Below are 20,760 nucleotides of genomic sequence, written 5' to 3' on the forward strand. Positions count from 1 at the left end.
TCGAGTTGACCCCCAAGCGTTGGACATCAATCCAGCCCTTGGGGGTTTTTCGTTTCCGCCAGCTGCCAGCAAGCGGCGCAGACGCGCCGCCCGCCGGATGTCACTCGCTGTCGCTGTCCTGTTCGTCGAGCGCCTGCTTCGGCGGCGGCGGGCGCTTGCCGATCACGACGTTCAGGTCGAACTCCTTGCCCTTGCGCACGACGTGCACCTTGGTCGACGTGCCCGGCTTGATCTGCGCGACGGTGTTCAGCAGCTTCGTCGTGTCGGTGATTTCGTCGCCGTTCACGCTCACGAGGATGTCGCCCGGCTTGATGCCGGCCTTGTCGGCCGGACCGCCCTGCAACACGCCCGCGACGATCGCGCCCGACTTCTGCTGGAGCCCGAACGACTCGGCGATTTCCGGCGTGACGTCCTGCGGCTCGACGCCGATCCAGCCGCGCGTGACCGAGCCCGTCGTGATGATGCTTTCGAGCACGGTGCGCGCGGTCGACACGGGGATCGCGAAGCCGATGCCGAGCGAGCCGCCCGAGCGCGAATAGATCGCCGTGTTGATGCCGAGCAGGTTGCCGTTCACGTCGACCAGCGCGCCGCCCGAGTTGCCGGGGTTGATCGGCGCGTCGGTCTGGATGAAGTTCTCGAACGTGTTGATGCCGAGGTGATTGCGGCCGAGCGCGCTGATGATCCCCATCGTGACCGTCTGGCCGACGCCGAACGGGTTGCCGATCGCGAGGACGACGTCACCGACCCGCGACTGGTCGGAACGGCCGAGCGTGATCGTCGGCAGGTTCGTCATGTTGATCTTCAGTACGGCGAGATCGGTCTCGGGGTCGCTGCCGATCACCTTCGCGGTGGCCGTGCGGCCGTCGGCGAGCGCGACTTCGATCTGGTCGGCGCCGTCCACGACGTGCTGGTTCGTTAGAATGTAACCTTCAGGGCTCACGATGACGCCGGAGCCGAGGTTGGCGGCGGGTTCGTCCTGCTGCTTGCGCGCGTTGCGGTCGCCGAAGAAGTAGCGGAACAGCGGATCCTTCGCCCGCGGATCGGGCGGCAGCGAGCCGTCCTTGCTGGAGAATACGTTGACGACGGCGGGCATCGCCTTTTGCGCGGCCTCCGCGTACGACGTGGTCGCCGGCGCTCCGCCGATGCCCGGCGCCACTTCCCGCAGCGCAACGATCGGCGTGGCGAGCTGCTTGCCGAGCTGTCCTTGCCGTTGCAGCCATTGCGGCTTGAGCGTCACGACGATGAACATCAGCGCGAGCAGTACGGTCACCGCCTGCGCGAAGAACAGCCAGAAGCGTCTAAGCATCTGAATGGATTAGAGGTTTATATGGATCGGATCGAACTCGAATTGTACTTGAACAATACCCTTGAAACCGCGCGCTTCAAGGACTATTGCCCGAACGGCCTCCAGGTCGAGGGGCGCCGCAAGATCGAGAAGATCGCCACCGGCGTGACGGCGTCGGTCGCGTTCCTCGAAGCCGCGCTCGAATGGGGGGCGGATGCGGTGCTCGTCCATCACGGCTATTTCTGGCGCAACGAGGCGCCGCAGATCACGGGCCGCAAATACCAGCGCCTGAAGCTGCTGCTCGCGAACGACCTGAACCTGTTCGCGTTCCACCTGCCGCTCGACGCGCATCCCGAGCTCGGCAACAACGCGCAGCTCGGCCAGAAGCTCGGGCTGATCGGCGATCAGCGTTTCGGCGACGGCGACCTCGGCTGGCTGGCGACGCTGCCGATGCCCGTCACGCTCGAGCACTTCGTCGCGAAGGTCGAGCGCACGCTCGGCCGCACGCCGCTTGTGCTCGGCGATACGGACATGCAGTTGCGCCGCATCGCGTGGTGCACCGGTGCCGCCCAAAGCTACTTCGATGCCGCGATCGATGCCGGCGCCGACGTGTTCCTGACCGGCGAGGTGTCGGAATCCGTCACGCACGCGGCCGCCGAGAGCGGCGTCGCGTTCGTTGCGGCAGGGCACCATGCCACCGAACGCTACGGAATCCAGGCGCTGGGGCGCCACTTGTCCGAAGAATTCGATATCGAACACCTTTTTATCGATATTCATAATCCGGTCTGAACGACGGATTTGCGGCAGCGCATCGAAATTTCACAATGTAGCAGGTGCTTAAAAGTGAAATGATTTAATTGCTCCGATAGTGCGGGAAAACCCTTAACTATCAACCACTTCGAAGGGATTTTCATCTCCGGGCCTTGTAAATGGCGACTCCATTCGAGCAAACTAGCGGCGGAATGGAAAGTCGTGACGGAAAATCCAACTCAGAAGTGGGGCGTGTGATGCGAGACAAGGAAGAGAAACGCGTCGACAGCGGCCGCCGTACCTGGCTGATTGCGACATCCGTAGCAGGTGGCGTGGGAGGTGTCGCCACCGTTGTACCTTTCGCGGCGTCGCTTGCGCCGTCCGCGAGAGCGAAAGCGGCCGGTGCGCCGGTCGAGGTCGACATCAGCGGCCTGAAGCCCGGCGAGATGGTCACGGTGCCGTGGCGCGGCAAGCCCGTCTGGATCCTGAATCGCACCGATTCGATGCTGGCCGATGTGGTCAAGGCCGACAAGGAAGTGGCCGATCCGACCACGAAATCTCCGTATTCGATGCCGTTGCCCGCGTATTGCGCGAACGAATATCGCGCGCGGACCGATCGCAAGAACATTCTCGTCGTGATGGCCGTCTGTACGCACCTCGGCTGCACGCCTAGCCAACGCTTCACGCCGGGTCCGCAGCCGAACCTGCCGGACGACTGGCCGGGCGGTTTCCTGTGCCCGTGCCACGGTTCGACCTACGACCTCGCCGGTCGCGTGTTCAAGAACAAGCCGGCGCCTCAGAATCTCGACATCCCGCCCTACATGTTCACGTCGGCGACGACCCTCGTGATCGGCAAGGACGAGAAAGGAGAAGCGTGATGGCTGCCGACAACAAAGAAGTCTCCACGACAGGTCTCACCGGCTGGATCGACCAGCGCTTCCCGCTCACGTCCACCTGGAAGAAGCACGTTTCCGAGTACTACGCGCCGAAGAACTTCAACTTCTGGTACTTCTTCGGCTCCCTCGCGCTGCTGGTGCTCGTCAACCAGATCGTCACGGGCATCTTCCTGACGATGAACTACAAGCCCGACTCGACGCTCGCGTTCGCGTCGGTCGAGTACATCATGCGCGAGGTGCCGTGGGGCTGGCTGATCCGCTACATGCACTCGACCGGTGCATCGATGTTCTTCGTCGTCGTGTACCTGCACATGTTCCGCGGGCTGATGTACGGGTCGTATCGCAAGCCGCGCGAGCTCGTGTGGATCTTCGGCTGCGCGATCTTCCTGTGCCTGATGGCCGAGGCGTTCTTCGGCTACCTGCTGCCGTGGGGCCAGATGTCGTTCTGGGGCGCGCAGGTGATCGTGAACCTGTTCTCGGCGATCCCGTTCGTCGGCCCGGACCTGTCGCTGTGGATTCGCGGCGACTACGTCGTGTCCGACGTCACGCTGAACCGCTTCTTCGCGTTCCACGTGATCGCGATTCCGCTCGTGCTGGTCGGCCTCGTGATCGCGCACCTCGTGGCGCTGCACGAAGTGGGGTCAAATAACCCGGACGGCATCGAGATCAAGGCGAAGAAGGACGCGAACGGTGTTCCGCTCGACGGCATCCCGTTCCATCCGTACTACTCGGTGCACGACTTCTTCGGGGTCTGCGTGTTCCTGATGGTGTTCGCGCTGATCGTGTTCTTTTCGCCGGAGATGGGCGGTTACTTCCTCGAGTCGAACAACTTCGTCCCGGCGAACCCGCTGCAGACGCCGCCGGAGATCGCGCCGGTCTGGTACTTCACCGCGTTCTACGCGATGCTGCGCGCGACCACCGACCCGTTCAAGATCGTGCTGATGATCGTGATCGCGCTGCTCGGCGTGCTCGCGCTGATCCGCGCGCGCGGCAAGTGGAAGGTCGGCCTGCCGGTGCTGGCCGCGGCGATCGTCGTGTTCATGTTCCTGACGGAGTCGAAGTTCTGGGGCGTCGTCGTGATGGGCTCGGCGGTGATCACGCTGTTCTTCCTGCCGTGGCTCGACCGCAGCCCGGTGAAGTCGATCCGCTACCGGCCGCTGTTCCACAAGGTGTTCCTCGGGATATTCGTCGTGGCGTTCCTGACCCTCGCGTTCCTCGGCACACGGCCGCCATCGCCGGTCGCGACGCTGATTGCGCAGGGCTGCGCGCTGATCTACTTCGCGTTCTTCCTCGGCATGCCCGTCTGGACGCCGCTTGGCACGTTCAAGCAGCCGCCGGAGCGGGTGCGCTTCAAGCCCCATTAACGTGAGCGAGGAGAGAACGACATGAAGAAACTGCTTTCGACGCTCGCGCTGATCGGGGCGACGGCCGTTGCGCTGCTGGCGGCGCCGGCCGTGCGCGCGGAAGGTAATTTTCCGCTCGACCGGGCGCCCGATAACACGGAAAATCTCGTTTCGCTTCAGCACGGCGCGCAATTGTTTGTAAACTATTGCCTGAACTGCCACAGCGCGAACCTGATGCGCTACAACCGTCTGACGGATCTGGGCATATCCCAGAAGGAGATCGAAACGAATCTCCTGTTCACGACCGACAAGGTCGGGAACACGATGTCCGTCGCGATGCGGCCCGAAGACGCGAAGAACTGGCTCGGCACCATGCCACCCGACCTGTCGGTCGAGGAGCGGGCGCGCAGCCGCGACTGGCTGTACACGTATCTGCGGAGTTTCTACCGCGACGATACGCGGCCGACCGGCTGGAACAACGCGGTGTTCGAGAACGTCGGCATGCCCCATGTATTGTGGCAACTGCAGGGGCAGCGCACTGCCAAATTCGAAGACAAGACGGACGAGGAGACGGGCGAGAAGGCCCACACGCTCGTCGGCTTCCAGCAGGTCACGCCGGGGACGTTATCGTCGCCGGACTATGACGCTGCGGTGGCCGACCTGGTGGCCTATATGACATGGATGTCCGAGCCGGCCCAGCAGACCCGCAAACGCCTCGGCGTGTGGGTGCTGGTCTTTCTCGGTGTCCTGACTTTCCTGGCCTGGCGGCTCAATGCCGCCTACTGGAAAGATATCAAGTAAACACGCCTGACCGGCGTGGGGCCGGCGCAAGGCGGAACCCGTGAAAGGGGTTGCGCCGCGTGCCGGCCCTCGGCTTTTTTGAGGAAACGCAAATATGATGGTTCTGTATTCCGGCACAACTTGCCCGTTCTCCCAGCGTTGCCGGCTGGTGCTGTTCGAGAAGGGCATGGATTTCGAGATCCGTGACGTCGACCTGTTCAACAAGCCGGAAGACATCTCGGTGATGAACCCGTACGGTCAGGTGCCGATTCTGGTCGAGCGCGACCTGATTCTGTACGAATCGAACATCATCAACGAATACATCGACGAGCGCTTCCCGCACCCGCAACTGATGCCGGCCGACCCGGTGCAGCGCGCACGTGCACGCCTGTTCCTGCTCAACTTCGAGAAGGAGCTGTTCGTTCACGTCAGCACGCTCGAGAACGAGAAGGGCAAGGCAGCGGAGAAGAATCACGAGAAGGCACGCCTTGCGATCCGCGATCGCCTGACGCAGCTCGCGCCGATCTTCGTGAAGAACAAGTACATGCTCGGCGAGGAGTTCTCGATGCTCGACGTCGCGATCGCGCCGCTTCTGTGGCGTCTGGATCACTACGGCATCGAGCTGTCGAAGAACGCCGCGCCGCTGATGAAGTACGCCGAGCGGATCTTCAGCCGCCCGGCCTATATCGAAGCACTGACGCCGTCCGAAAAGGTCATGCGTCGTTGATGATGCAATGAAGGCATGACGGAGCGGGCGGCGCGGCGTGCCGCGTGCCCGCTCCGGGTTCGAGGATTGTGATGCAAGAGATTTCAACGAAGCCATATCTGCTGCGCGCGCTGTACGAGTGGTGCACCGATAACGGTTACACGCCGCATATCGCGGTGAGGGTCGACAACTCGACGCGCGTGCCGCGTCAGTTCGTGCGTGACGGCGAGATCGTGCTCAACATCAGCTTCGAGGCGACGAGCCAGCTGCAGATGGGTAACGAGTGGATCGAGTTCACCGCCCGGTTCTCCGGGAAGGCGCACAAGATCGAGATTCCGGTGGCCAACGTGCTCGCGATCTACGCGCGGGAGAACGGGCAAGGGATGGCGTTCCAGGTCGACGCGGTGGCGGGTGAGGGCGAGGATTCGGGTGCATTCGAAGACGATGCCGCGCAGGCCGATGAGGCGTCGCGTGACGAGTCGCCTGCCGTATTGACGCCTGTCGTCGATGTCGGCGCGAACGAGGAGCCGTCCGAAGGCGCCGACGAACCGCCGAAAACCGACGGCGACGGCTCGAAAGGCGGTAGCAGACCTCGCCTCAAGATCGTGAAATGAGGTAGAATCTCGCGCTTACGCCGGCTTAGCTCATCTGGTAGAGCAGTTGATTTGTAATCATCAGGTGGCGGGTTCGAGTCCTGCAGCCGGCACCAAATCCGAAAAGGGGTTACGGAATTTCCGTAGCCCCTTTTTTCGTTTCGGCGCAATCACCAACAACGCGCTGAGCGCCGCCGACTTACGTCCCCGTTCCGATTCGCACCACGTGCGCCGCACGCAAGGTTTCACCGAACATTTTCCCCATCGCCACACCGCACTTCCGGGCGAGGCTGTCGGAATCGAGACACGTTTCTCCGTTGGCGCGTGCCTTGTAGATCGGCTTGATCGTATAGCGGGTACCACCGGGTTTGTCGTTGGTCGCCGGCACCGGTGCAGTCGTAACGTCCGATACCTCCATCTGCCACGTCGCGCTGATGGGCGTGCCGTAGCGCATCATGTCGGACTCCGTGAACAAGCGGATCGTGTGACTTGGGCTCATGGCCTGCAGCGCGGACGGTACCGGATTCACGAATTTCATCACGTCGAGTTCCACGACTTTCGTCGGCACGTCCGCCAGTGCGCCCTGGATGCCTTCGCCCAGTCCGACCAGATAGGCGCGGCCCTCCTTACCGAACGACGGCGCGTCGAACATCCTGCCGTCCACGACGATCAGAATGCCGCTCGCCTGCGTTGGCGTAGCGCCCGCCGTGCCCTCGCCGAGGAGATTGGGTGTCGCAACGCAGCCGCTCACCAGCGCTGCAACGACGCACACTGCGATTCCACGTATTGTTTTCATAGTTGGCCTGTCGGGCAAATCCTCGCGTCGGCATCGAGGCCATGCAGCCGTGCGCCGAGTGTTCGCGTGATTGTCGTGTACGTCGCGCGGTTTGCCAACGCATCGTCCAACATCTGTCAAAACGTAATCCTGCCGCGCATGTCGCTAACCGGCGCCGAACATGTCCGCCCGAAGCCTGAATCGTCGCGAATGCGCGTAGCCGGCCGGCGGCATCTCCCGCCTCCCGCGCCCCGCAATTCTGCCAGCCAGCACGCATCGCTACGCCCCCGTTTCCCTGTCACGCCGGCGTCATGCTGCGCCCCTAACGTTGCACATTCCCGTTGCGGCGCCGTCGTCGCGATCCGGGCGTGCGCACTCCGCACGCGACGCCGTGCCCGCGTCGCGCAAGCGGCCAACCGGGATCTCGCTCCCGACAGCGCATCGACCATGCACCGCGCTATTCCATTCGAAAACACGATCGACGCCGATTGAGTTGGATCGCGGACGATCAGGAGACACGGACCATGCTGAGTCCACATGAATTTTCGATGCTGCTGCGCATTGCTCGCGCGCCGGACAGCGTCGACCCATCGAACCCGGCTTTCGCCGTGCTCGTCGAAAAGCGGCTCGTTGACGATACGCAGGTACGCGTGAATGCGGTGGCTGCACGCCCGGCGCTGACGCCGATCGGACAGCTGCTGCTCGCGCGCTTTGACGAAGCTGCTTGAGGGGAAACGAACAGAACTGCAGAAGCGCGTCACGCCTTCGCCGCAGCGAAGGACGTGACGCGATGAAAGCGCGGCGAACCGCTTACTGCGCGAGCGGCACCGTCACGTCGCTGCCGAACCAGTGCATCGAGATCTTCTTCAACGTGCCTTCCTTGCGCAGCGAATCCAGCGCATCGTTGATCGCCTTCTCGAACTTCGGATTGCCCTTGCGGAACGGGATCGCCATCTCCTGCTTGCCGCCGTTCAGCACCGCGCCCGAGCGCAGCGGCAGGTTCGACGTCTTGATCATGTACGGCAGCATCAGGCGGTCGTCGAGCGTCGCCTCGATCCGGCCCGCGGCGAGGTCGCGCAGCTTTTCCGGCGCGCCCGGATACGTCTGCACCTCGATGCCCGGCACGCTGCGCGCCATCTGGTCGTAGTTGGTGCCGAGCGTCACGCCGAGCTTCTTGCCCTTGAAATCCTCGAGCGACTTGAAGTTGCGCGTGTCGTCCTTGCGCTGGATCAGCTGCGCGGCCGAGTACGTGTACGGCTCGCTGAAGTCGAGCACTTCCTTGCGCTGCGGCGTAATCGTGACCTGGTTGACGATCACGTCGAACTTGCCGGCCTGCAGCCCCGCGATGATCCCGCTCCATTCGGTCGGGATGAACTGTGTCTTCACGCCAAGCTTGCCGGCAACCGCATTCGCGACGTCGACGTCGAAGCCCTCGAGCTGACCCGACGTGCCGCGCGAGTTGAACGGCGGATACGTGCCTTCGAGCCCGACGCGCAGCACGCCGGCTTTCTTAACCGAGTCGAGCAGGTCTTCCGCGTGCGCGGCGACGGCCGTGAAACCGAGGGCCGACGCGAGCAGCAGGCCCGACAGCAGAAACTTCGAACGTTTCATCGCAGATCTCCAGTGTTCAGTGTGGTAATTGTGCGCCGGGCATCGAGCGTGCCCGGGCTGGGCCGGAATACGGGCACGTAGACACTACTCGCAACCGGCCCGTGCCGAAAGTCGAATTGGCCCTGATTGCAATCGATTTCAGCGGGCGGCGGGTGCAGTGCAGAGTGACGACGCGGCATCTCATGCGTTTAGAAATGCGCCTTTAAATCAGGGTCATTTCCGTTTCGTGCCATTGGCATCACGAATACGACGAACTCGACAACCGGCGACGTACTGTGCGGCCGGACGGGCATGCCGTCGACTGGTTGATGTACGGTTCCGGCCATGCGCACCGGATGCTGCTCGATGGTGAGGAGCGCGTGCAGTTCGAGCGCGATGATCTTCATCGCGAGACGGTGCGCGTGCTGTCAAGCACGGTCGGGCAGCGCACGCACTGCGATCCGGCAGGGCGCGTGCTGCAGCAGACGATTCAACGGTCGACGTCGCCCGCGCCGCTCGCCGAGCGGCGGTATCGTTATGTCGCGGCGGGACAGTTGTCGCGGATCGAGGACTGCTCAAATCTCTGGTATGCAACGGGCATTCCGAAATCAATACGGATGTACGCACGGAATTCAATGAGGCCGCTAGACGGATGAGGGCAGCAGGTGTTCCAGAAGATGTCGTGAGGCGAGCTATGCGGCAAAATTACAAGCATTTTGACTGTTTTGGATCTTTCAATGCCAAATAGAGCGAATCTTAGCCAGCACTTCGAACTGAGAGTTCCCGCGCTGCTTGCCCAGATTCATGCTGCGGAGGCGAAGGTCGGACTGTCTTTTCCTAAAGAGTACGTTGACTTTCTTCTAATTACCAATGGGCTCAATTCGACTGGCTGCTTGGCCCTGCATGAGATAGAAGTTTTGCCTGAGCGAAATATCGAATATGAAGTCCAGAAGTACCTTCCTGGATATTTCATGATTGGCGATGATAGCGGCGGTCAAGCAATTCTGATCAATGCTGCCGGAGAGGTGTTTGAAGTAGGAATGGGCGTAACGAATCCAAAGTTCCTGGAGAGATCGGCCGATTCACTTACCGATCTGTTGGTGAAGCTCAAAGGCTTGACGCTTGGGGAGAGGTGAGATCAGGACCGATCTTGACTGCGATAAGGTACTTAACGATGCGGGAATTTAATTCTAAGGATTTGGATGCTCTGGATTTCGAGAGCGTTCGCAGTGCATTGCTCGGGGGGAGGGGGGGATTGCCCTCGAAAAAGTCGTCTGTCTACCGGAGGCTGATGTTTTGTGTTGCGCGTATATGGGAAAATATTTCAATGTGAAATTTGATCTGGATTACGGAGTTTCTCTTGAGGCTGTGAGTGATTTTTCCGTTGATGAGCTTGAGGACATTGCTCGAATTTTGATGTGCTAGAAGATGATGGGCTTCCAAGGGTGTTGTCGGCGAGTCGCTTCCCTCGGCACTCGTGCGACGCAGGATGATCAAGCCCGACCAATTTCCCCGTCGCGGAATCGGCATAATGACGGCCTGCCAACGTGACACTGCGGCGCCCAGCAAAACTCATCCTCGTTACAAACGCACTACCCATGTCGACCACCACCGCGACCACCGCGTCGCTGAAGCACATTCTCGAACACCCCGGCGATTTCTCCGGATGGCTCTGTCTGCCGCCGACGCCATGGACGCTCGATACAGAAGGCGTATTCATCGAAGACGCCGACCACACTGAAGCCGACATGCCGCCCGCCACCGCCCCGCAACCCGGCTGGCGCGTCACGCTGAACAGCGCGACGATCGAGGACATCGTGATCAACGCACATGACCAGGTCGACGAACCATCAGTCGCGCAATTGTTCGATGCATTCGTGTTCTACGTCGACAACGACGAGTTCATCCTGCTCTGACGACGCGCGCAACGTGCCACGCGCCACAGTAAAAAAGGACCGCTGAGCGGTCCCTTTTTGATGAAGCATCAGCGCGGAACGAAGCCTGCCCCTCAAGGCAACGAAATCGTCAAATTCGCAGACTCCGGCCCGACCTTGACGACTTGCGAATAAGGCGCCAACGCCTGCAGCGTCTTGTCCTTCAGATACGTATTGAGCCCGAGATACCCCAGCAGTGCGACCAGCGCGAACACCGCCCCGATCGCCCAAACCGGCACCTCGCGCTTCAACCGATGCGCGATCTGGTCGGGCAGCGGCCAATGCGGCGCGAACGGTGCGCGCTTGCCTTTCATATGCGCGATCTCGTCGCCCAGCCGCGCGGTGAGATAAGCCAGCTTCTCCGGCCCCTCGAGCAGATACTTGCCCTGGAACCCGAGCAGCAGGCACATATGAAACACCTCGAGCGACTGCAGCCGCGCCGCGCCCTGCGCGCGACATTCCTCGAGATACTGAAAGAACTTCTCCCCCGCGAGCTGCTCGCCGAACAGCACGAGCTGCAGCGGCCGGCGCTCCCAGTCGGCCCGAATCTTGAACTGCGACGACAGCACCATTTCATCGACCGCCGCGCAATACGCGAACTTCGCGCCGTACACGTCTTCCGCAGCGATATTCAGCTTCTTCGCGCCGCGCTCGAAATCCGACAGGAATTCCTGGATCTTCGTGCTGAACTCGCTCGCGCTGTCCGGCTCGCGGCCGTTCTTGAGCAGGAACAGCATGAAGAACCCGTCGTACAGCAGGTCGACCAGCGAACGGGCCTGGAACGCGGCGTCGGTCGACGCCGGGGTCTGCAACGGTGCCGGCGTGTTGTCGCCGAACAGGGAGGGCGCGTAGCTCATGAGGTGACCGCGATCAGTTCGAATTTCAGGTCATTGATGCCAGTCGGCGCGTAGATCATCGCGGACTGGGCCTGCAGCATGCGCTCGTACAGCGCGCCGCGCGAATCGAGCGAGAAATAGCACGCGCCCGGCCGCACGGGGATCGCGGGCGGCACCTGCGGCGTGTACGCAAGCCGCACGCCGGGCATCGCCGACAGCACGAGCTTGTCGACGTCGTCAGGCGCACCGACCTTGAAGCGGGCCGGCACGGCATCGACGAGCTCGACGTTCGGCATGTCGGCGGACACGGCCAGGTAGAACTCGGTCTTGTCGTCGATCTTGCCGGAATCGAGGCGGCCGAGGTGGAACGACGGACGCACCTCGTCGAGCGTGATCGCGAAGTAGCGCGTCGAGATCACGGTGTCGAGCAGCTCGCGCAGCATCAGGTCGAGACGCGCGAAGCTCGGGCCCGGATCGTCGTGGCGATACACGGGCAGGTCGGCGAGCGTATAGCCCTTCGAGAACGTCATCAATTGCCCCGCGAGGCGCAACAGTTCCTGGAACAGTCGTTCCGGATGCAGCGCCGCATGCTGGTGCAGATGCGCGAGCGTCGCGAACGCGGCGTTCGCGGTGTGCAGCAGCCAGAACGACGCGATGTCGCCCGAACGGAACTCGATGATGTTCTTCGACGGCTCGCGGTGAAAGCCGTACAGCGCGTTGACCTTCGCCTGCAGCGCGTCGACCAGTTGGCGCAACCGCTGGTGCAGGATCGGCGAAGCCTCGATCGCGAGGCACGGCGGCACGAAGCTGTCGTCGATCTCGAAGCCGGACGTCGCGGTGCGGCGCACGCGCACGAGCGGCACCGACAGCAGCTGGTCGCGCGGCTCGCTGTGCGCGATCAGCTTGACCTGGGTCTTCAGGAACGTGATGTCGGCTTCGGCGGCGTCGGTGAAGTTGTCGGCGACGCTCGTCTGCTCGCTGACGAAACGCGTCATGAAACCGGCGGCCGGATCGTCGCTGTAGTTGGTGCCGTTCTCGCGCAGCGGGTGCAGCGCGAGGTAGAACACGAATTCGTTGATGCCGTCGGGCAGCGTGTCGAGCGCGATCGGCGGCGGCAGGTCGTCGGCCTGCGGCGCGGCATACAGCGCGCCGTCCGGGAACACGAGCGCGAGCTCGGCCACGCGCAGCACGTTGCTGCCGAGCGCATCGCGGTCGATGCGCACGGAGCGCACGCCCCAGTTGTACGGCTGGATCGCCTGGATGGATTCGAACAGGCGCGCCTCGTGGTAGGCGTCCTGCCGCTGAAAGTGTTGAGGCCGGAGGAACAGCCCTTCCCCCCACAGCACCTTGGCCGAATAACTCATGTCAAATCCGGTTAATGTGGCGTTGCGATGTAATCGATTTGGTCATGCCCGAATTAACTCGCCAATTGTTAACTCTTGTTAATTGACATTCGCGCGTCATGTCTTTAACCGCAGCTGACCGACGAAAGCATATTCAGCGGTTGCGAAGGCGCGCCTTGTTGCGGTGCGATCACGGAACCATCGGTGACCGTCATCGCGCAATTATGCAGGCCGATGATTATGCCGGATTTCTCCGACTTCGCCGGGTCGAACGTCAGTTTCCATCGCTGGATTGCGGGATCGCGGAACAGCGCGACGATGCCGAATGCCTGCGCTTCGCGCGATACCTTTTCGGTCGCGGTATAGCGCTGGCCCGGAATCAGCGTGATTTCACGCACGTTCAGCAGATCGGCGCCCAGCGCGGCCTTTTCCTTGGTCGGATCGGTGAACGCATCGAACGGCGCCTGCTGGAACGAAGTCGGATCCTTCAGCGCGTAGAGTCTCACCACTAATGCGAGCGGCTTGCGATCGTTCGCGGCATTCAGGTTGGACGCGGCGGCGAGCGTGAGCCCGATGTTGCGCGGCGGCTTCTGGGCATCCGGCAGGTCGGGCTTGCCGACGCCGGCAGCCTGCAGCACGGCGCTCGCGGCGGAGCCGAGCAGCGGGGCGGCCGCGCATCCGGCCAGGAGCGCGCAGGCGATCAGCGGCAGCGCATAGCGAATCATGGACGATCTCATCGTATTTCCGGCGTGCCGCCTTTAACTCCCCTGTCAAAACTACCGGGCCTTGCGCGTTCTCCGCGTATGTCCGGCTTATCTGGTGTTCAACTATTAAGCAAACGTGCGACGCATCGCGTCCCCGGAAAATTTTTCCGTCGCCCTGGCGATGCGTTGCCGGGCAAGTAAAACTTGCGCATTCCGGTCGATGGGAAAGCCGCCGCGGGGCCGTTGCCAGAGGCGTTTCGAGGGGTAGCGCTCGGTTTTAAAAGGAATTACTCTGCACGCAGCGATTGAATTATGAAAAATTGATCGGTACTATACCCGCGCGCTTCTTGCAAAGCAAAAGAACCAGATTCTCAACGATTTTAATACTCACGCGCCGGTGGATATAAGATGAAAGACCGTCTCTTCGCAAAACTTTCTGGGGTAGTGCTGGCTTGCGGCGTGATCGCCGGTTGCGCGAGCCAGCCGCCGGCGCCGCCGACTGCCGAGGTGTTCAACAAGTCGCTGGCCGATGCAGACGCCGTTGCGAAGTCGGGTGACCAGGACAAGGCTCTCGGCCTGTACCAGCAACTCGCGAAGTCGGATCCGACGCGCGAGGAGCCGTGGTCGCGCATCGCGCAGATCCAGTTTGCCCAGAACCACTATGGCCAGGCGATCGTCGCCGCGCAGGAAGCGCTGCAGCGTGACGCGACCGACCGCCAGGCCAAGAGCGTGCTGGCCGTCGCGGGCCTGCGGATCGCGACGCAGTCGCTCGGCGAGTTGCGCCAGGACTCGTCGCTCGCGGGCGACGCGAAGTCGGACGCGCAGGCGCTCGCGAAGCAGCTGCGCGACACGCTCGGCGAATCGGCGCTGTTCCCGCCGGAACAACGGGTCACGAAGGCGCGTACGCCGCGCCGTATCGTTCATCGTCCGAAGGCCGGTGCGGCACCGGCCGCTGAAGCGGCAACGACCGCGCCGACGCCGCCTGCCGCGCCGCAGGCCGCCGCGGGGCAGAAGGGCGGAGCCGATCCATTCAGCGCGCTGCGCAACTGACCGCAACTGACGCGATAACCACAACTAACCTGGGAGCCGTCGAGATGGCCAAGAAAGAAAGCATTCAGAAAAGCTTGCAGAAAATTCGGCCGCCGCGCGTCCAATTGACCTACGAGGTCGAGAAGGGCGACGCGATCGAGGTGAAGGAACTGCCGTTCGTCGTCGGGGTCGTCGGCGATCTGGCGGGCCAGTCGGAAATCGAGCAGCCGAAGCTGCGCGACCGCAAGTTCGTCAATATCGACCGCGACAACTTCGACGACGTGATGAAGGCGATCGAGCCGCGCGCCGCGTTTCAGGTGGAAAACCGCCTGAGCCCGGAAGGCGGCAAGTTCGCGGTCGACCTGAAGTTCCGTTCGCTGTCGGATTTCAGCCCGGACGACGTCGTCGAACAGGTCGAGCCGCTGCGCCGCCTGCTCGAGGCGCGCTCGAAGCTCGCCGATCTGCGCAACAAGCTCGCCGGCAACGACAAGCTCGAGGATCTGCTGTCGGAAGTGCTGAAGAACACGCAGCAGCTGCAGGAGCTCGCGAAGGGCACGGGCGGCGACAAAGACGGCGAATGACGACGGAGTATTGAGATGAACCAGCAAACGGCTGCGGCCCAAGCGAGCGGCGCGGAATACGCCGCCGGGACTTCGTTGCTCGACGACATCGTCGAGAAGAGCAAGGTCGCGAAATCCGATTCCGAGCATGCGCGTGCGAAGGACCTGATCGGCGAGCTCGTGCACCAGGTGCTCGACGGCACGGTGATCGTGTCGGACAACCTGTCGGCGACGATCGACGCGCGCGTCGCGGAGCTCGACCGCCTGATCTCCACGCAGCTCTCCGCGGTGATGCACGCGCCGGAATTCCAGCGCCTCGAAAGCACGTGGCGCGGGATGGACTACCTGGTCAAGGAAAGCAACACGGGCCAGACGATCAAGATCAAGGCGCTGCACGCACCGAAGCGCGACCTCGTGCGCGACTTCAAGGGCGCGAGCGAGTTCGACCAGAGCGCGCTGTTCAAGAAGGTCTACGAAGAAGAGTTCGGCACGTTCGGCGGCTCGCCGTTCGGTGCGCTGATCGGTGACTACGAGATCTCGCGCCAGCCGGAAGACATGTACTTCATCGAGCAGATGTCGCACGTTGCGGCCGCTGCGCATGCGCCGTTCATCGCGTCGGCGTCGCCGGAGTTGCTCGGCCTCGAGTCGTTCTCCGACCTCGGCAAGCCGCGCGATCTCGGCAAGGTGTTCGACACGGTCGAATACGCGAAGTGGAAGTCGTTCCGCGATTCCGAGGATTCGCGTTACGTTGGCCTCACGCTGCCGCGCTTCCTCGGCCGCCTGCCGTTCAATCCGAAGGACGGCCAGACCGCGGAGAACTTCAACTTCGTCGAGGATGTGGACGGCACCGAGCACGACAAGTACCTGTGGTGCAACGCGTCGTGGGCGTTCGCGGCACGCCTGACCGCCGCGTTCGACGACTTCGGCTGGTGCGCGGCGATCCGCGGCGTCGAGGGCGGTGGCCTCGTCGAGGATCTGCCGACCCACACGTTCAAGACCGACGACGGTGAAGTCGCGCTGAAGTGCCCGACCGAAATCGCGATCACCGATCGCCGCGAGAAGGAGCTGAGCGACCTCGGCTTCATCCCGCTCGTCCATTGCAAGAACTCGGATTACGCTGCGTTCTTCGCCGCGCAATCGGTGCAGAAACCGAAAAAATACAGCACCGACAGCGCGAATGCGAACGCCGTCCTGTCCGCCCAGCTTCAGTACATCTTCTCGGTATCGCGCGTCGCGCACTACCTGAAGGCGATGATGCGGGACAAGATCGGCAGCTTCGCATCGGCGCAGAACGTGGAGACTTTCCTCAACCGGTGGATTTCGCAGTACGTCCTGCTCGACGACAACGCATCGCAGGAACAGAAGGCGCAATTCCCGCTGCGCGAGGCATCCATACAAGTGTCAGAGATTCCGGGCAAGCCGGGCTCGTATCGTTCGGTCGCGTTCCTGCGCCCGCACTTTCAGCTCGACGAACTCTCGATTTCTCTGCGACTTGTCGCTGATCTGCCCAAACCGGCAAATTCATAAGCGAGTAGATCGCCCGGGCGGGCCGCCTGGGTAGGACGTTAAAACCACCTCTTTGGGGAGTCGAAGGGCCATGTTACATATGCACTTGCAGTTTGGTAGTCCCGCGGTGAAGGGCGAGTCCGCGGACAAGGACCACCAGGGCTGGATCGAGCTGAAATCGTGGGATCACTCGATCGTTCAACCGCGTTCGGCAACCGCATCGACTGCTGGCGGTCACACGATGACGCGTTGCGAGCACGGCGACATGATTTTCACGAAGGAAATCGATTCGTCGAGCCCGCTGCTGTACCAACACGCTTCGGGCGGCACCACGTTCGACGAGGTGACGGTCCATTTCTCGCGCGCTGACGGTGAAGGCAAGCGCGTGCAGTATCTGGAAGTCAAGCTCAAGTACGTGATCATCTCGAGCATCGCCCCGAGCGTTCGCGAAGAAGGTCTGCCGCTCGAGACGTTCTCGCTGAAGTACGCAGCTGTGCAGTGGAAGCAAACCCAGCAGAAGATCGGCGGCAACCAGGGCGGCAACACGCAAGGCGCCTGGAGTCTGACGAAGAACGACAAGACCTACGCGGTCTAAGGTCGGTTGCGGCAACGGGGCGCGCGCGTCCCGTTGCCGTTTTCGCTGTGCGAGCCGGCTGATGAAACGATTCGAACCCAGTTTTCTCGACAAGCTGTTCGACGACGAACCGCACCTGCCGGCCTCGGCAGCGATGCGGCAATTGTCGCTGGACGAGCTCAAGAACACGGTCGCCCGCGACGTCGAGGCGATCCTCAACACCCGTATCGCGCACACCGAAATCGAACTGGCCGCGCTGCCGGAATGCCAGAAGTCGGTGCTGACCTACGGGCTGAACGATTTCGCGGGGCTGAGCCTCGCGAGTCATTACGACCGCGCGTTCATCTGCAAGTCGATCCAGCAGGCCATTGCGCGCCACGAGCCGCGGTTGCAGCAGGTGCAGGTGACGTTCGAGCTGAACGAGCAGTCGACCAACGCGCTTTACTTCGCGATCCAGGCGCTGCTCGTCGTGCATCCGGCCGAAGAGCCGGTGAGTTTCGACGCGATGTTGCAGCCGTCGACGCTGCAGTATTCGGTCACGCGCACACGCGCGGCAAGAATGCTGTGAGTCAAGCCGCCGAGCGGGCCGGACCGCCCGGTGGAGGAACAGGGTCCGGCAGGAAATATTGAGGTTCGGGGTCGTCGATGGAAGAATTGCTGCCGTATTACGAGCGCGAATTATCGTTTTTGCGGCGCTATTCGCGAGATTTCGCCGAACGCTATCCGAAGATCGCCGCGCGGCTCGCGTTGTCCGGCGAGCACTGCGAGGATCCGCACGTCGAGCGGATGATCGAGTCGTTCGCGCTGCTGGGCGCGCGCATCAACAAGAAGCTCGACGACGACTACCCGGAATTCACCGAAGCGCTGCTGGAAGTGCTGTATCCGCACTACCTGCGGCCGTTCCCGTCGTGCTCGATCGCGCAATTCACGCCGGCTTCGCCCGGCCAGCAGACCGAACCGGTCGTGATCGACCGCGGCACCGAGCTGAAGAGCCGTCCGATCCGCGGCGTGCAGTGCCGGTTCCGCACCGCGTACGACGTGACGCTCGCGCCGATCCGCATTTCGGAAGCGCGCTACATGCCGGTCGCGCTCGCGCCGAGCGCGACGGTGCTGCCGTCCAATGCGACGGGCGTGATCTCGATCACGTTCGAATCGCTCGCCGCGCAGCTCGATCTCGGCGCGCTGAAGCTGCCCACGCTGCGCGCGCACCTGCACGGCGAACAGTCGTTCGTCGCCGCGCTGACCGACTGCCTGTTCGTCAATGTGCTCGGCGCGTATGTCGAGCCCGAGCGCAACGGCCGCTGGACCGCGCTGCGCAAGCTGCCGATCGCGCACGCCGGCTTCGACGAGGACGACGCGCTGATCGACTACCCGGCGAAGTCGCACCCCGCCTATCGCCTGCTCACCGAATACTTCGCGTTCCCCGACAAGTTCGATTTCGTCGATTTCGACCTCGCGGCGATTGCGCGCGCGTCGGGCCGCTGCCAGCGCGCGACGCTGCATCTGGTGCTGCAGGACGTGCGCAGCGATTCGCACGTCGCGCGGCTGCTCGAGCTGCTGACGGCCAGCCATTTCCGGCTGTTCTGCACGCCGATCGTCAACCTGTTCCGCCAGCACGGCGAGCCGATCCGCATCACGCACCGCGCGGTGTCGTATCCGGTGATCGCCGAAGCGCGCCGAGCGTTCGCGTACGAGGTGTACTCGATCGATTCGGTGAAGCTCGTCCGGCAGCAGGCGCATGAGGAATCGGTGATCGAGTTCCGGCCGTTCTATTCGCTGCATCACGGCGAATCGGCGCGGATCGGTCATTACTGGTTCGCGCGCCGCAACGACTGGGTCGCGCAGAAAAGCCCCGGATACGAAACGGAGATCTCGATCGTCGACATCGACTTCGAGCCGACGTCGCCGCAGACCGACACGCTGAGCCTCGACCTCACCTGCACGAACCGCGACCTGCCGTCGATGCTCGCGTTCGGCCTCGAAGGCGGCGACCTGTTCCAGGAAGGCGGCGCGCAGACGAGCGGCATCTCGCTGCTGCGGCGCCCGACCCAGAGCGTGCGTTTCGAGCGCGGCCGCGCCGCGCACTGGCGGCTCGTGTCGCACCTCGCGCTGAACCACGTGTCGCTGGTCGCACACGGGCTCGCGCCGCTCAAGGAAATGCTGACGTTGTACGACCTGCGGCGCACCGCCGTGTCGATGCGCCAGATCGACGGCCTCGCCGGCGTCGAGCAGCGCGGCGCCGTGCAGTGGCTGCCCGGCAAGCCGTTCGCGACCTTCGTGCGCGGCATCGAGATCCGGCTGACGATCGACGAGGAGCACTTCGTCGGTGCGAGCCTCGCGTCGTTCGTGCGCGTGCTCGACAGCTTCTTCGGGCTGTATGTCCACCTCAACAGTTTCGTTCAACTAGTCGTGGTGTCGAAGCGCACCGGCGAGGAGATCATCCGATGCAAGCCCCGAACCGGCGAATCGATCCTGGCGTAGTCGACGCGCTGCTCGACGAGCCGCACCGCTTCGAATTCTTCCAGGCGGTGCGCGTGCTCGAAGGGCTGTTCGCGCGGCAGGCGTCCGATGCGCCCGGCGCATGGCGGCACGGCGACGTCGTCGCGCAGCACATCGAATTCCGCAACACGCTGTCGCTCGGCTTTCCGCCGAGCGAGATCGAAGGCGCCCGCTCGTTCCACGACGGCGGCAAGCTGCTCGATTCGGATGAGGAACGCGGCGCCGCGCTCGCGGCCGGCGAACTGGGTCACGTCGAGCTGACGCCCGCGTTCTTCGGGCTGCTCGGCGCTCAGGGCGCGCTGCCGCTGCACTACACCGAGCAGATCGTCGCGCGCGAGCATCTGAAGCGCGACCACGCGGCACGCGCGTTCTTCGACGTGTTCTCGAACCGCGCGACCGCGCTGTTCTATGCGGCGTGGAAGAAATACCGGCTGCCGTTCCATTACGAACTCGATCGCGACGAGCGCTACCTGCCGCTGCTGCTCGCGATCGCCGGCGTGCCGAGCGACGAGATCCGCGACAGCCTCGCGGCCGGCGCGGGCGGCGTGCTCGACGAGGCCGTCGCCGGCTATGCGCTCGCCGCGCGGCACCGTCCGATGTCGGCCGCGTACCTTCAGCGCACGCTGTCCGACTACTTCCGCGTGCCGGTGAAGATCGACCAGTTCGTCGGCAAATGGTACGACGTGCCGCCCGACCAGTTGAGCGTGCTCGGCGAGGTCAACGCGGTGCTCGGCGCGACGGCGCTCGTCGGCGAACGTGTGTGGCAGCGCGACATGCGCGCGCGGATCGTCGTCGGCCCGCTGTCCAAGCGCGACTACGAGGCATTCCTGCCCGGCGGCGCGCACGCCGTCGCGCTCGAACGGATGCTGACGCTGCTCGCCGGCGTCACGCTCGAATACGAGGTGAAGCTCGTGCTGAAGCGCACCGAGGTTGGCGCGAGCGTGCTCGGCGCGGGCTCGCGGCTCGGCTGGGACGCGTTCCTCTGCACGCGCGACGCGCTCGACGACCGCTCGGACGCCCGCTACGAACTGCATGTGATTCACTGATTCCAAACGAC

General features: G+C 63.1%; 23 protein-coding genes, 1 tRNA gene and 1 pseudogene. 19 read left to right on the forward strand and 6 right to left on the reverse strand.

The genetic code is table 11. The annotated features are described in order from the left end of the window. Window positions 1-100: 100 nt before the first annotated feature. Window positions 101-1,306 carry a Do family serine endopeptidase gene (locus LMA02_RS01810; RefSeq protein ID WP_166722062.1) on the reverse strand — a complete coding sequence of 402 codons (1,206 nt, stop codon included), beginning with the start codon at window positions 1,304-1,306 and terminating at the stop codon, window positions 101-103. Between the two features lie 21 nt (window positions 1,307-1,327). Between LMA02_RS01810 and LMA02_RS01815 the strand changes: the two genes are divergently transcribed. From LMA02_RS01815 to LMA02_RS01845, 7 genes are all read left to right on the forward strand, one after another. Next, on the forward strand, window positions 1,328-2,074 hold the full coding sequence (locus tag LMA02_RS01815) for a Nif3-like dinuclear metal center hexameric protein (RefSeq protein ID WP_228906626.1): 747 nt from the start codon (window positions 1,328-1,330) through the stop codon (window positions 2,072-2,074). Window positions 2,075-2,292: 218 nt separating this feature from the next. After that, window positions 2,293-2,913: a ubiquinol-cytochrome c reductase iron-sulfur subunit gene (gene petA, locus LMA02_RS01820; RefSeq protein WP_175758682.1), complete on the forward strand. Its 621-nt coding sequence runs from the start codon at window positions 2,293-2,295 to the stop codon at window positions 2,911-2,913. Then, window positions 2,913-4,295, forward strand: coding sequence for a cytochrome b (locus tag LMA02_RS01825; RefSeq protein WP_228906628.1), 1,383 nt, complete (start codon window positions 2,913-2,915; stop codon window positions 4,293-4,295). Before petA ends, LMA02_RS01825 begins: the two co-directional genes overlap by 1 nt. Window positions 4,296-4,316: 21 nt before the next feature. Further along, the gene (locus tag LMA02_RS01830; protein WP_166722059.1) at window positions 4,317-5,075 is read left to right on the forward strand and encodes a cytochrome c1; all 759 of its coding nucleotides are present in this window, start codon (window positions 4,317-4,319) and stop codon (window positions 5,073-5,075) included. Between the two features lie 94 nt (window positions 5,076-5,169). After that, a complete protein-coding gene (locus tag LMA02_RS01835; RefSeq protein ID WP_006400565.1) occupies window positions 5,170-5,781 on the forward strand; it encodes a glutathione S-transferase N-terminal domain-containing protein in 612 nt (203 codons plus the stop codon). Window positions 5,782-5,852: 71 nt separating this feature from the next. Next, entirely contained in the window at window positions 5,853-6,374 is a 522-nt protein-coding gene (locus tag LMA02_RS01840; RefSeq protein ID WP_228906631.1) for a ClpXP protease specificity-enhancing factor, read from the forward strand. Between the two features lie 19 nt (window positions 6,375-6,393). Next, window positions 6,394-6,469 (forward strand) — tRNA-Thr (locus tag LMA02_RS01845). Window positions 6,470-6,552: 83 nt separating this feature from the next. Here the strand turns inward: LMA02_RS01845 and LMA02_RS01850 are convergent. Beyond that, a complete protein-coding gene (locus tag LMA02_RS01850; protein WP_228906633.1) occupies window positions 6,553-7,149 on the reverse strand; it encodes a hypothetical protein in 597 nt (198 codons plus the stop codon). Window positions 7,150-7,652: 503 nt separating this feature from the next. On the opposite strand from LMA02_RS01850, the gene LMA02_RS01855 reads away from it, so the two are divergent. Continuing rightward, window positions 7,653-7,856, forward strand: a complete 204-nt coding sequence (locus LMA02_RS01855) for a hypothetical protein (RefSeq protein ID WP_006757125.1) — start codon at window positions 7,653-7,655, stop codon at window positions 7,854-7,856. Between the two features lie 82 nt (window positions 7,857-7,938). On the opposite strand, the gene LMA02_RS01860 is transcribed toward LMA02_RS01855, so the two are convergent. Beyond that, complete coding sequence (locus tag LMA02_RS01860) at window positions 7,939-8,739, reverse strand: transporter substrate-binding domain-containing protein (RefSeq protein ID WP_166722057.1); 801 nt, start codon at window positions 8,737-8,739, stop codon at window positions 7,939-7,941. A 233-nt stretch (window positions 8,740-8,972) separates the two neighbouring features. Here LMA02_RS01860 and LMA02_RS01865 point away from each other — a divergent pair. The 4 genes and pseudogenes from LMA02_RS01865 to LMA02_RS01875 all read left to right on the forward strand — a co-directional run. Continuing rightward, a pseudogene (locus LMA02_RS01865) lies at window positions 8,973-9,290 on the forward strand (type IV secretion protein Rhs); the annotation flags it as partial. Window positions 9,291-9,370: 80 nt separating this feature from the next. Next, complete coding sequence (locus LMA02_RS35495; RefSeq protein WP_416378655.1) at window positions 9,371-9,466, forward strand: hypothetical protein; 96 nt, start codon at window positions 9,371-9,373, stop codon at window positions 9,464-9,466. Then, window positions 9,456-9,854 (forward strand): SMI1/KNR4 family protein, encoded by a 399-nt coding sequence (locus tag LMA02_RS01870; protein ID WP_228906635.1) that lies wholly within the window; start codon window positions 9,456-9,458, stop codon window positions 9,852-9,854. The genes LMA02_RS35495 and LMA02_RS01870 overlap by 11 nt, the downstream gene beginning before the upstream one ends. Before the next feature lie 462 nt (window positions 9,855-10,316). Continuing rightward, window positions 10,317-10,634 (forward strand): DUF7716 domain-containing protein, encoded by a 318-nt coding sequence (locus LMA02_RS01875; protein ID WP_228906636.1) that lies wholly within the window; start codon window positions 10,317-10,319, stop codon window positions 10,632-10,634. A gap of 92 nt (window positions 10,635-10,726) precedes the next feature. On the opposite strand, the gene icmH is transcribed toward LMA02_RS01875, so the two are convergent. From icmH to tssJ, 3 genes are all read right to left on the reverse strand, one after another. Next, window positions 10,727-11,509 (reverse strand): type IVB secretion system protein IcmH/DotU, encoded by a 783-nt coding sequence (gene icmH, locus LMA02_RS01880; RefSeq protein ID WP_228906637.1) that lies wholly within the window; start codon window positions 11,507-11,509, stop codon window positions 10,727-10,729. Further along, window positions 11,506-12,852 carry a type VI secretion system baseplate subunit TssK gene (gene tssK, locus LMA02_RS01885; protein ID WP_228906639.1) on the reverse strand — a complete coding sequence of 449 codons (1,347 nt, stop codon included), beginning with the start codon at window positions 12,850-12,852 and terminating at the stop codon, window positions 11,506-11,508. Before tssK ends, icmH begins: the two co-directional genes overlap by 4 nt. Before the next feature lie 104 nt (window positions 12,853-12,956). After that, window positions 12,957-13,568 carry a type VI secretion system lipoprotein TssJ gene (gene tssJ / locus LMA02_RS01890; protein WP_166722048.1) on the reverse strand — a complete coding sequence of 204 codons (612 nt, stop codon included), beginning with the start codon at window positions 13,566-13,568 and terminating at the stop codon, window positions 12,957-12,959. Between the two features lie 375 nt (window positions 13,569-13,943). On the opposite strand from tssJ, the gene LMA02_RS01895 reads away from it, so the two are divergent. The 7 genes from LMA02_RS01895 to tssG all read left to right on the forward strand — a co-directional run bounded on the left by LMA02_RS01895 (window position 13,944) and on the right by tssG (window position 20,749). Continuing rightward, window positions 13,944-14,585, forward strand: a complete 642-nt coding sequence (locus tag LMA02_RS01895; RefSeq protein WP_228906640.1) for a tetratricopeptide repeat protein — start codon at window positions 13,944-13,946, stop codon at window positions 14,583-14,585. A gap of 44 nt (window positions 14,586-14,629) precedes the next feature. Continuing rightward, a complete protein-coding gene (gene tssB / locus LMA02_RS01900; RefSeq protein WP_069619456.1) occupies window positions 14,630-15,145 on the forward strand; it encodes a type VI secretion system contractile sheath small subunit in 516 nt (171 codons plus the stop codon). Window positions 15,146-15,160: 15 nt separating this feature from the next. Continuing rightward, complete coding sequence (gene tssC / locus LMA02_RS01905; RefSeq protein WP_006757139.1) at window positions 15,161-16,651, forward strand: type VI secretion system contractile sheath large subunit; 1,491 nt, start codon at window positions 15,161-15,163, stop codon at window positions 16,649-16,651. 70 nt (window positions 16,652-16,721) lie between these two features. Beyond that, window positions 16,722-17,225: an Hcp family type VI secretion system effector gene (locus LMA02_RS01910; RefSeq protein WP_006477093.1), complete on the forward strand. Its 504-nt coding sequence runs from the start codon at window positions 16,722-16,724 to the stop codon at window positions 17,223-17,225. 61 nt (window positions 17,226-17,286) lie between these two features. Next, window positions 17,287-17,772: a type VI secretion system baseplate subunit TssE gene (tssE, locus tag LMA02_RS01915; RefSeq protein WP_059465243.1), complete on the forward strand. Its 486-nt coding sequence runs from the start codon at window positions 17,287-17,289 to the stop codon at window positions 17,770-17,772. Between the two features lie 77 nt (window positions 17,773-17,849). Beyond that, the gene (gene tssF / locus LMA02_RS01920; protein ID WP_166722046.1) at window positions 17,850-19,685 is read left to right on the forward strand and encodes a type VI secretion system baseplate subunit TssF; all 1,836 of its coding nucleotides are present in this window, start codon (window positions 17,850-17,852) and stop codon (window positions 19,683-19,685) included. Continuing rightward, on the forward strand, window positions 19,649-20,749 hold the full coding sequence (gene tssG / locus LMA02_RS01925; protein ID WP_228906642.1) for a type VI secretion system baseplate subunit TssG: 1,101 nt from the start codon (window positions 19,649-19,651) through the stop codon (window positions 20,747-20,749). Before tssF ends, tssG begins: the two co-directional genes overlap by 37 nt. Window positions 20,750-20,760 lie beyond the last annotated feature (11 nt).

The sequence above is a fragment of the Burkholderia sp. B21-005 genome (assembly GCF_020843965.1).
Lineage (GTDB): Bacteria > Pseudomonadota > Gammaproteobacteria > Burkholderiales > Burkholderiaceae > Burkholderia > Burkholderia ambifaria.

Bases quoted from the DNA above. Each gene is read 5' to 3' on its own strand.
- LMA02_RS01855 (WP_006757125.1), top strand. From the start codon at position 7,653: ATGCTGAGTCCACATGAATTTTCGATGCTGCTGCGCATTGCTCGCGCG.
- LMA02_RS01895 (WP_228906640.1), top strand. From the start codon at position 13,944: ATGAAAGACCGTCTCTTCGCAAAACTTTCTGGGGTAGTGCTGGCTTGC.
- LMA02_RS01810 (WP_166722062.1), bottom strand. From the start codon at position 1,306: ATGCTTAGACGCTTCTGGCTGTTCTTCGCGCAGGCGGTGACCGTACTG.
- LMA02_RS01825 (WP_228906628.1), top strand. From the start codon at position 2,913: ATGGCTGCCGACAACAAAGAAGTCTCCACGACAGGTCTCACCGGCTGG.
- LMA02_RS01870 (WP_228906635.1), top strand. From the start codon at position 9,456: ATGCCAAATAGAGCGAATCTTAGCCAGCACTTCGAACTGAGAGTTCCC.
- LMA02_RS01840 (WP_228906631.1), top strand. From the start codon at position 5,853: ATGCAAGAGATTTCAACGAAGCCATATCTGCTGCGCGCGCTGTACGAG.
- LMA02_RS35495 (WP_416378655.1), top strand. From the start codon at position 9,371: ATGAGGGCAGCAGGTGTTCCAGAAGATGTCGTGAGGCGAGCTATGCGG.
- tssE (WP_059465243.1), top strand. From the start codon at position 17,287: ATGAAACGATTCGAACCCAGTTTTCTCGACAAGCTGTTCGACGACGAA.
- LMA02_RS01815 (WP_228906626.1), top strand. From the start codon at position 1,328: ATGGATCGGATCGAACTCGAATTGTACTTGAACAATACCCTTGAAACC.
- tssB (WP_069619456.1), top strand. From the start codon at position 14,630: ATGGCCAAGAAAGAAAGCATTCAGAAAAGCTTGCAGAAAATTCGGCCG.
- LMA02_RS01835 (WP_006400565.1), top strand. From the start codon at position 5,170: ATGATGGTTCTGTATTCCGGCACAACTTGCCCGTTCTCCCAGCGTTGC.
- tssG (WP_228906642.1), top strand. From the start codon at position 19,649: ATGCAAGCCCCGAACCGGCGAATCGATCCTGGCGTAGTCGACGCGCTG.
- LMA02_RS01830 (WP_166722059.1), top strand. From the start codon at position 4,317: ATGAAGAAACTGCTTTCGACGCTCGCGCTGATCGGGGCGACGGCCGTT.
- icmH (WP_228906637.1), bottom strand. From the start codon at position 11,509: ATGAGCTACGCGCCCTCCCTGTTCGGCGACAACACGCCGGCACCGTTG.
- LMA02_RS01860 (WP_166722057.1), bottom strand. From the start codon at position 8,739: ATGAAACGTTCGAAGTTTCTGCTGTCGGGCCTGCTGCTCGCGTCGGCC.
- LMA02_RS01910 (WP_006477093.1), top strand. From the start codon at position 16,722: ATGTTACATATGCACTTGCAGTTTGGTAGTCCCGCGGTGAAGGGCGAG.
- tssC (WP_006757139.1), top strand. From the start codon at position 15,161: ATGAACCAGCAAACGGCTGCGGCCCAAGCGAGCGGCGCGGAATACGCC.
- tssF (WP_166722046.1), top strand. From the start codon at position 17,850: ATGGAAGAATTGCTGCCGTATTACGAGCGCGAATTATCGTTTTTGCGG.
- petA (WP_175758682.1), top strand. From the start codon at position 2,293: ATGCGAGACAAGGAAGAGAAACGCGTCGACAGCGGCCGCCGTACCTGG.
- LMA02_RS01875 (WP_228906636.1), top strand. From the start codon at position 10,317: ATGTCGACCACCACCGCGACCACCGCGTCGCTGAAGCACATTCTCGAA.
- tssK (WP_228906639.1), bottom strand. From the start codon at position 12,852: ATGAGTTATTCGGCCAAGGTGCTGTGGGGGGAAGGGCTGTTCCTCCGG.
- tssJ (WP_166722048.1), bottom strand. From the start codon at position 13,568: ATGAGATCGTCCATGATTCGCTATGCGCTGCCGCTGATCGCCTGCGCG.
- LMA02_RS01850 (WP_228906633.1), bottom strand. From the start codon at position 7,149: ATGAAAACAATACGTGGAATCGCAGTGTGCGTCGTTGCAGCGCTGGTG.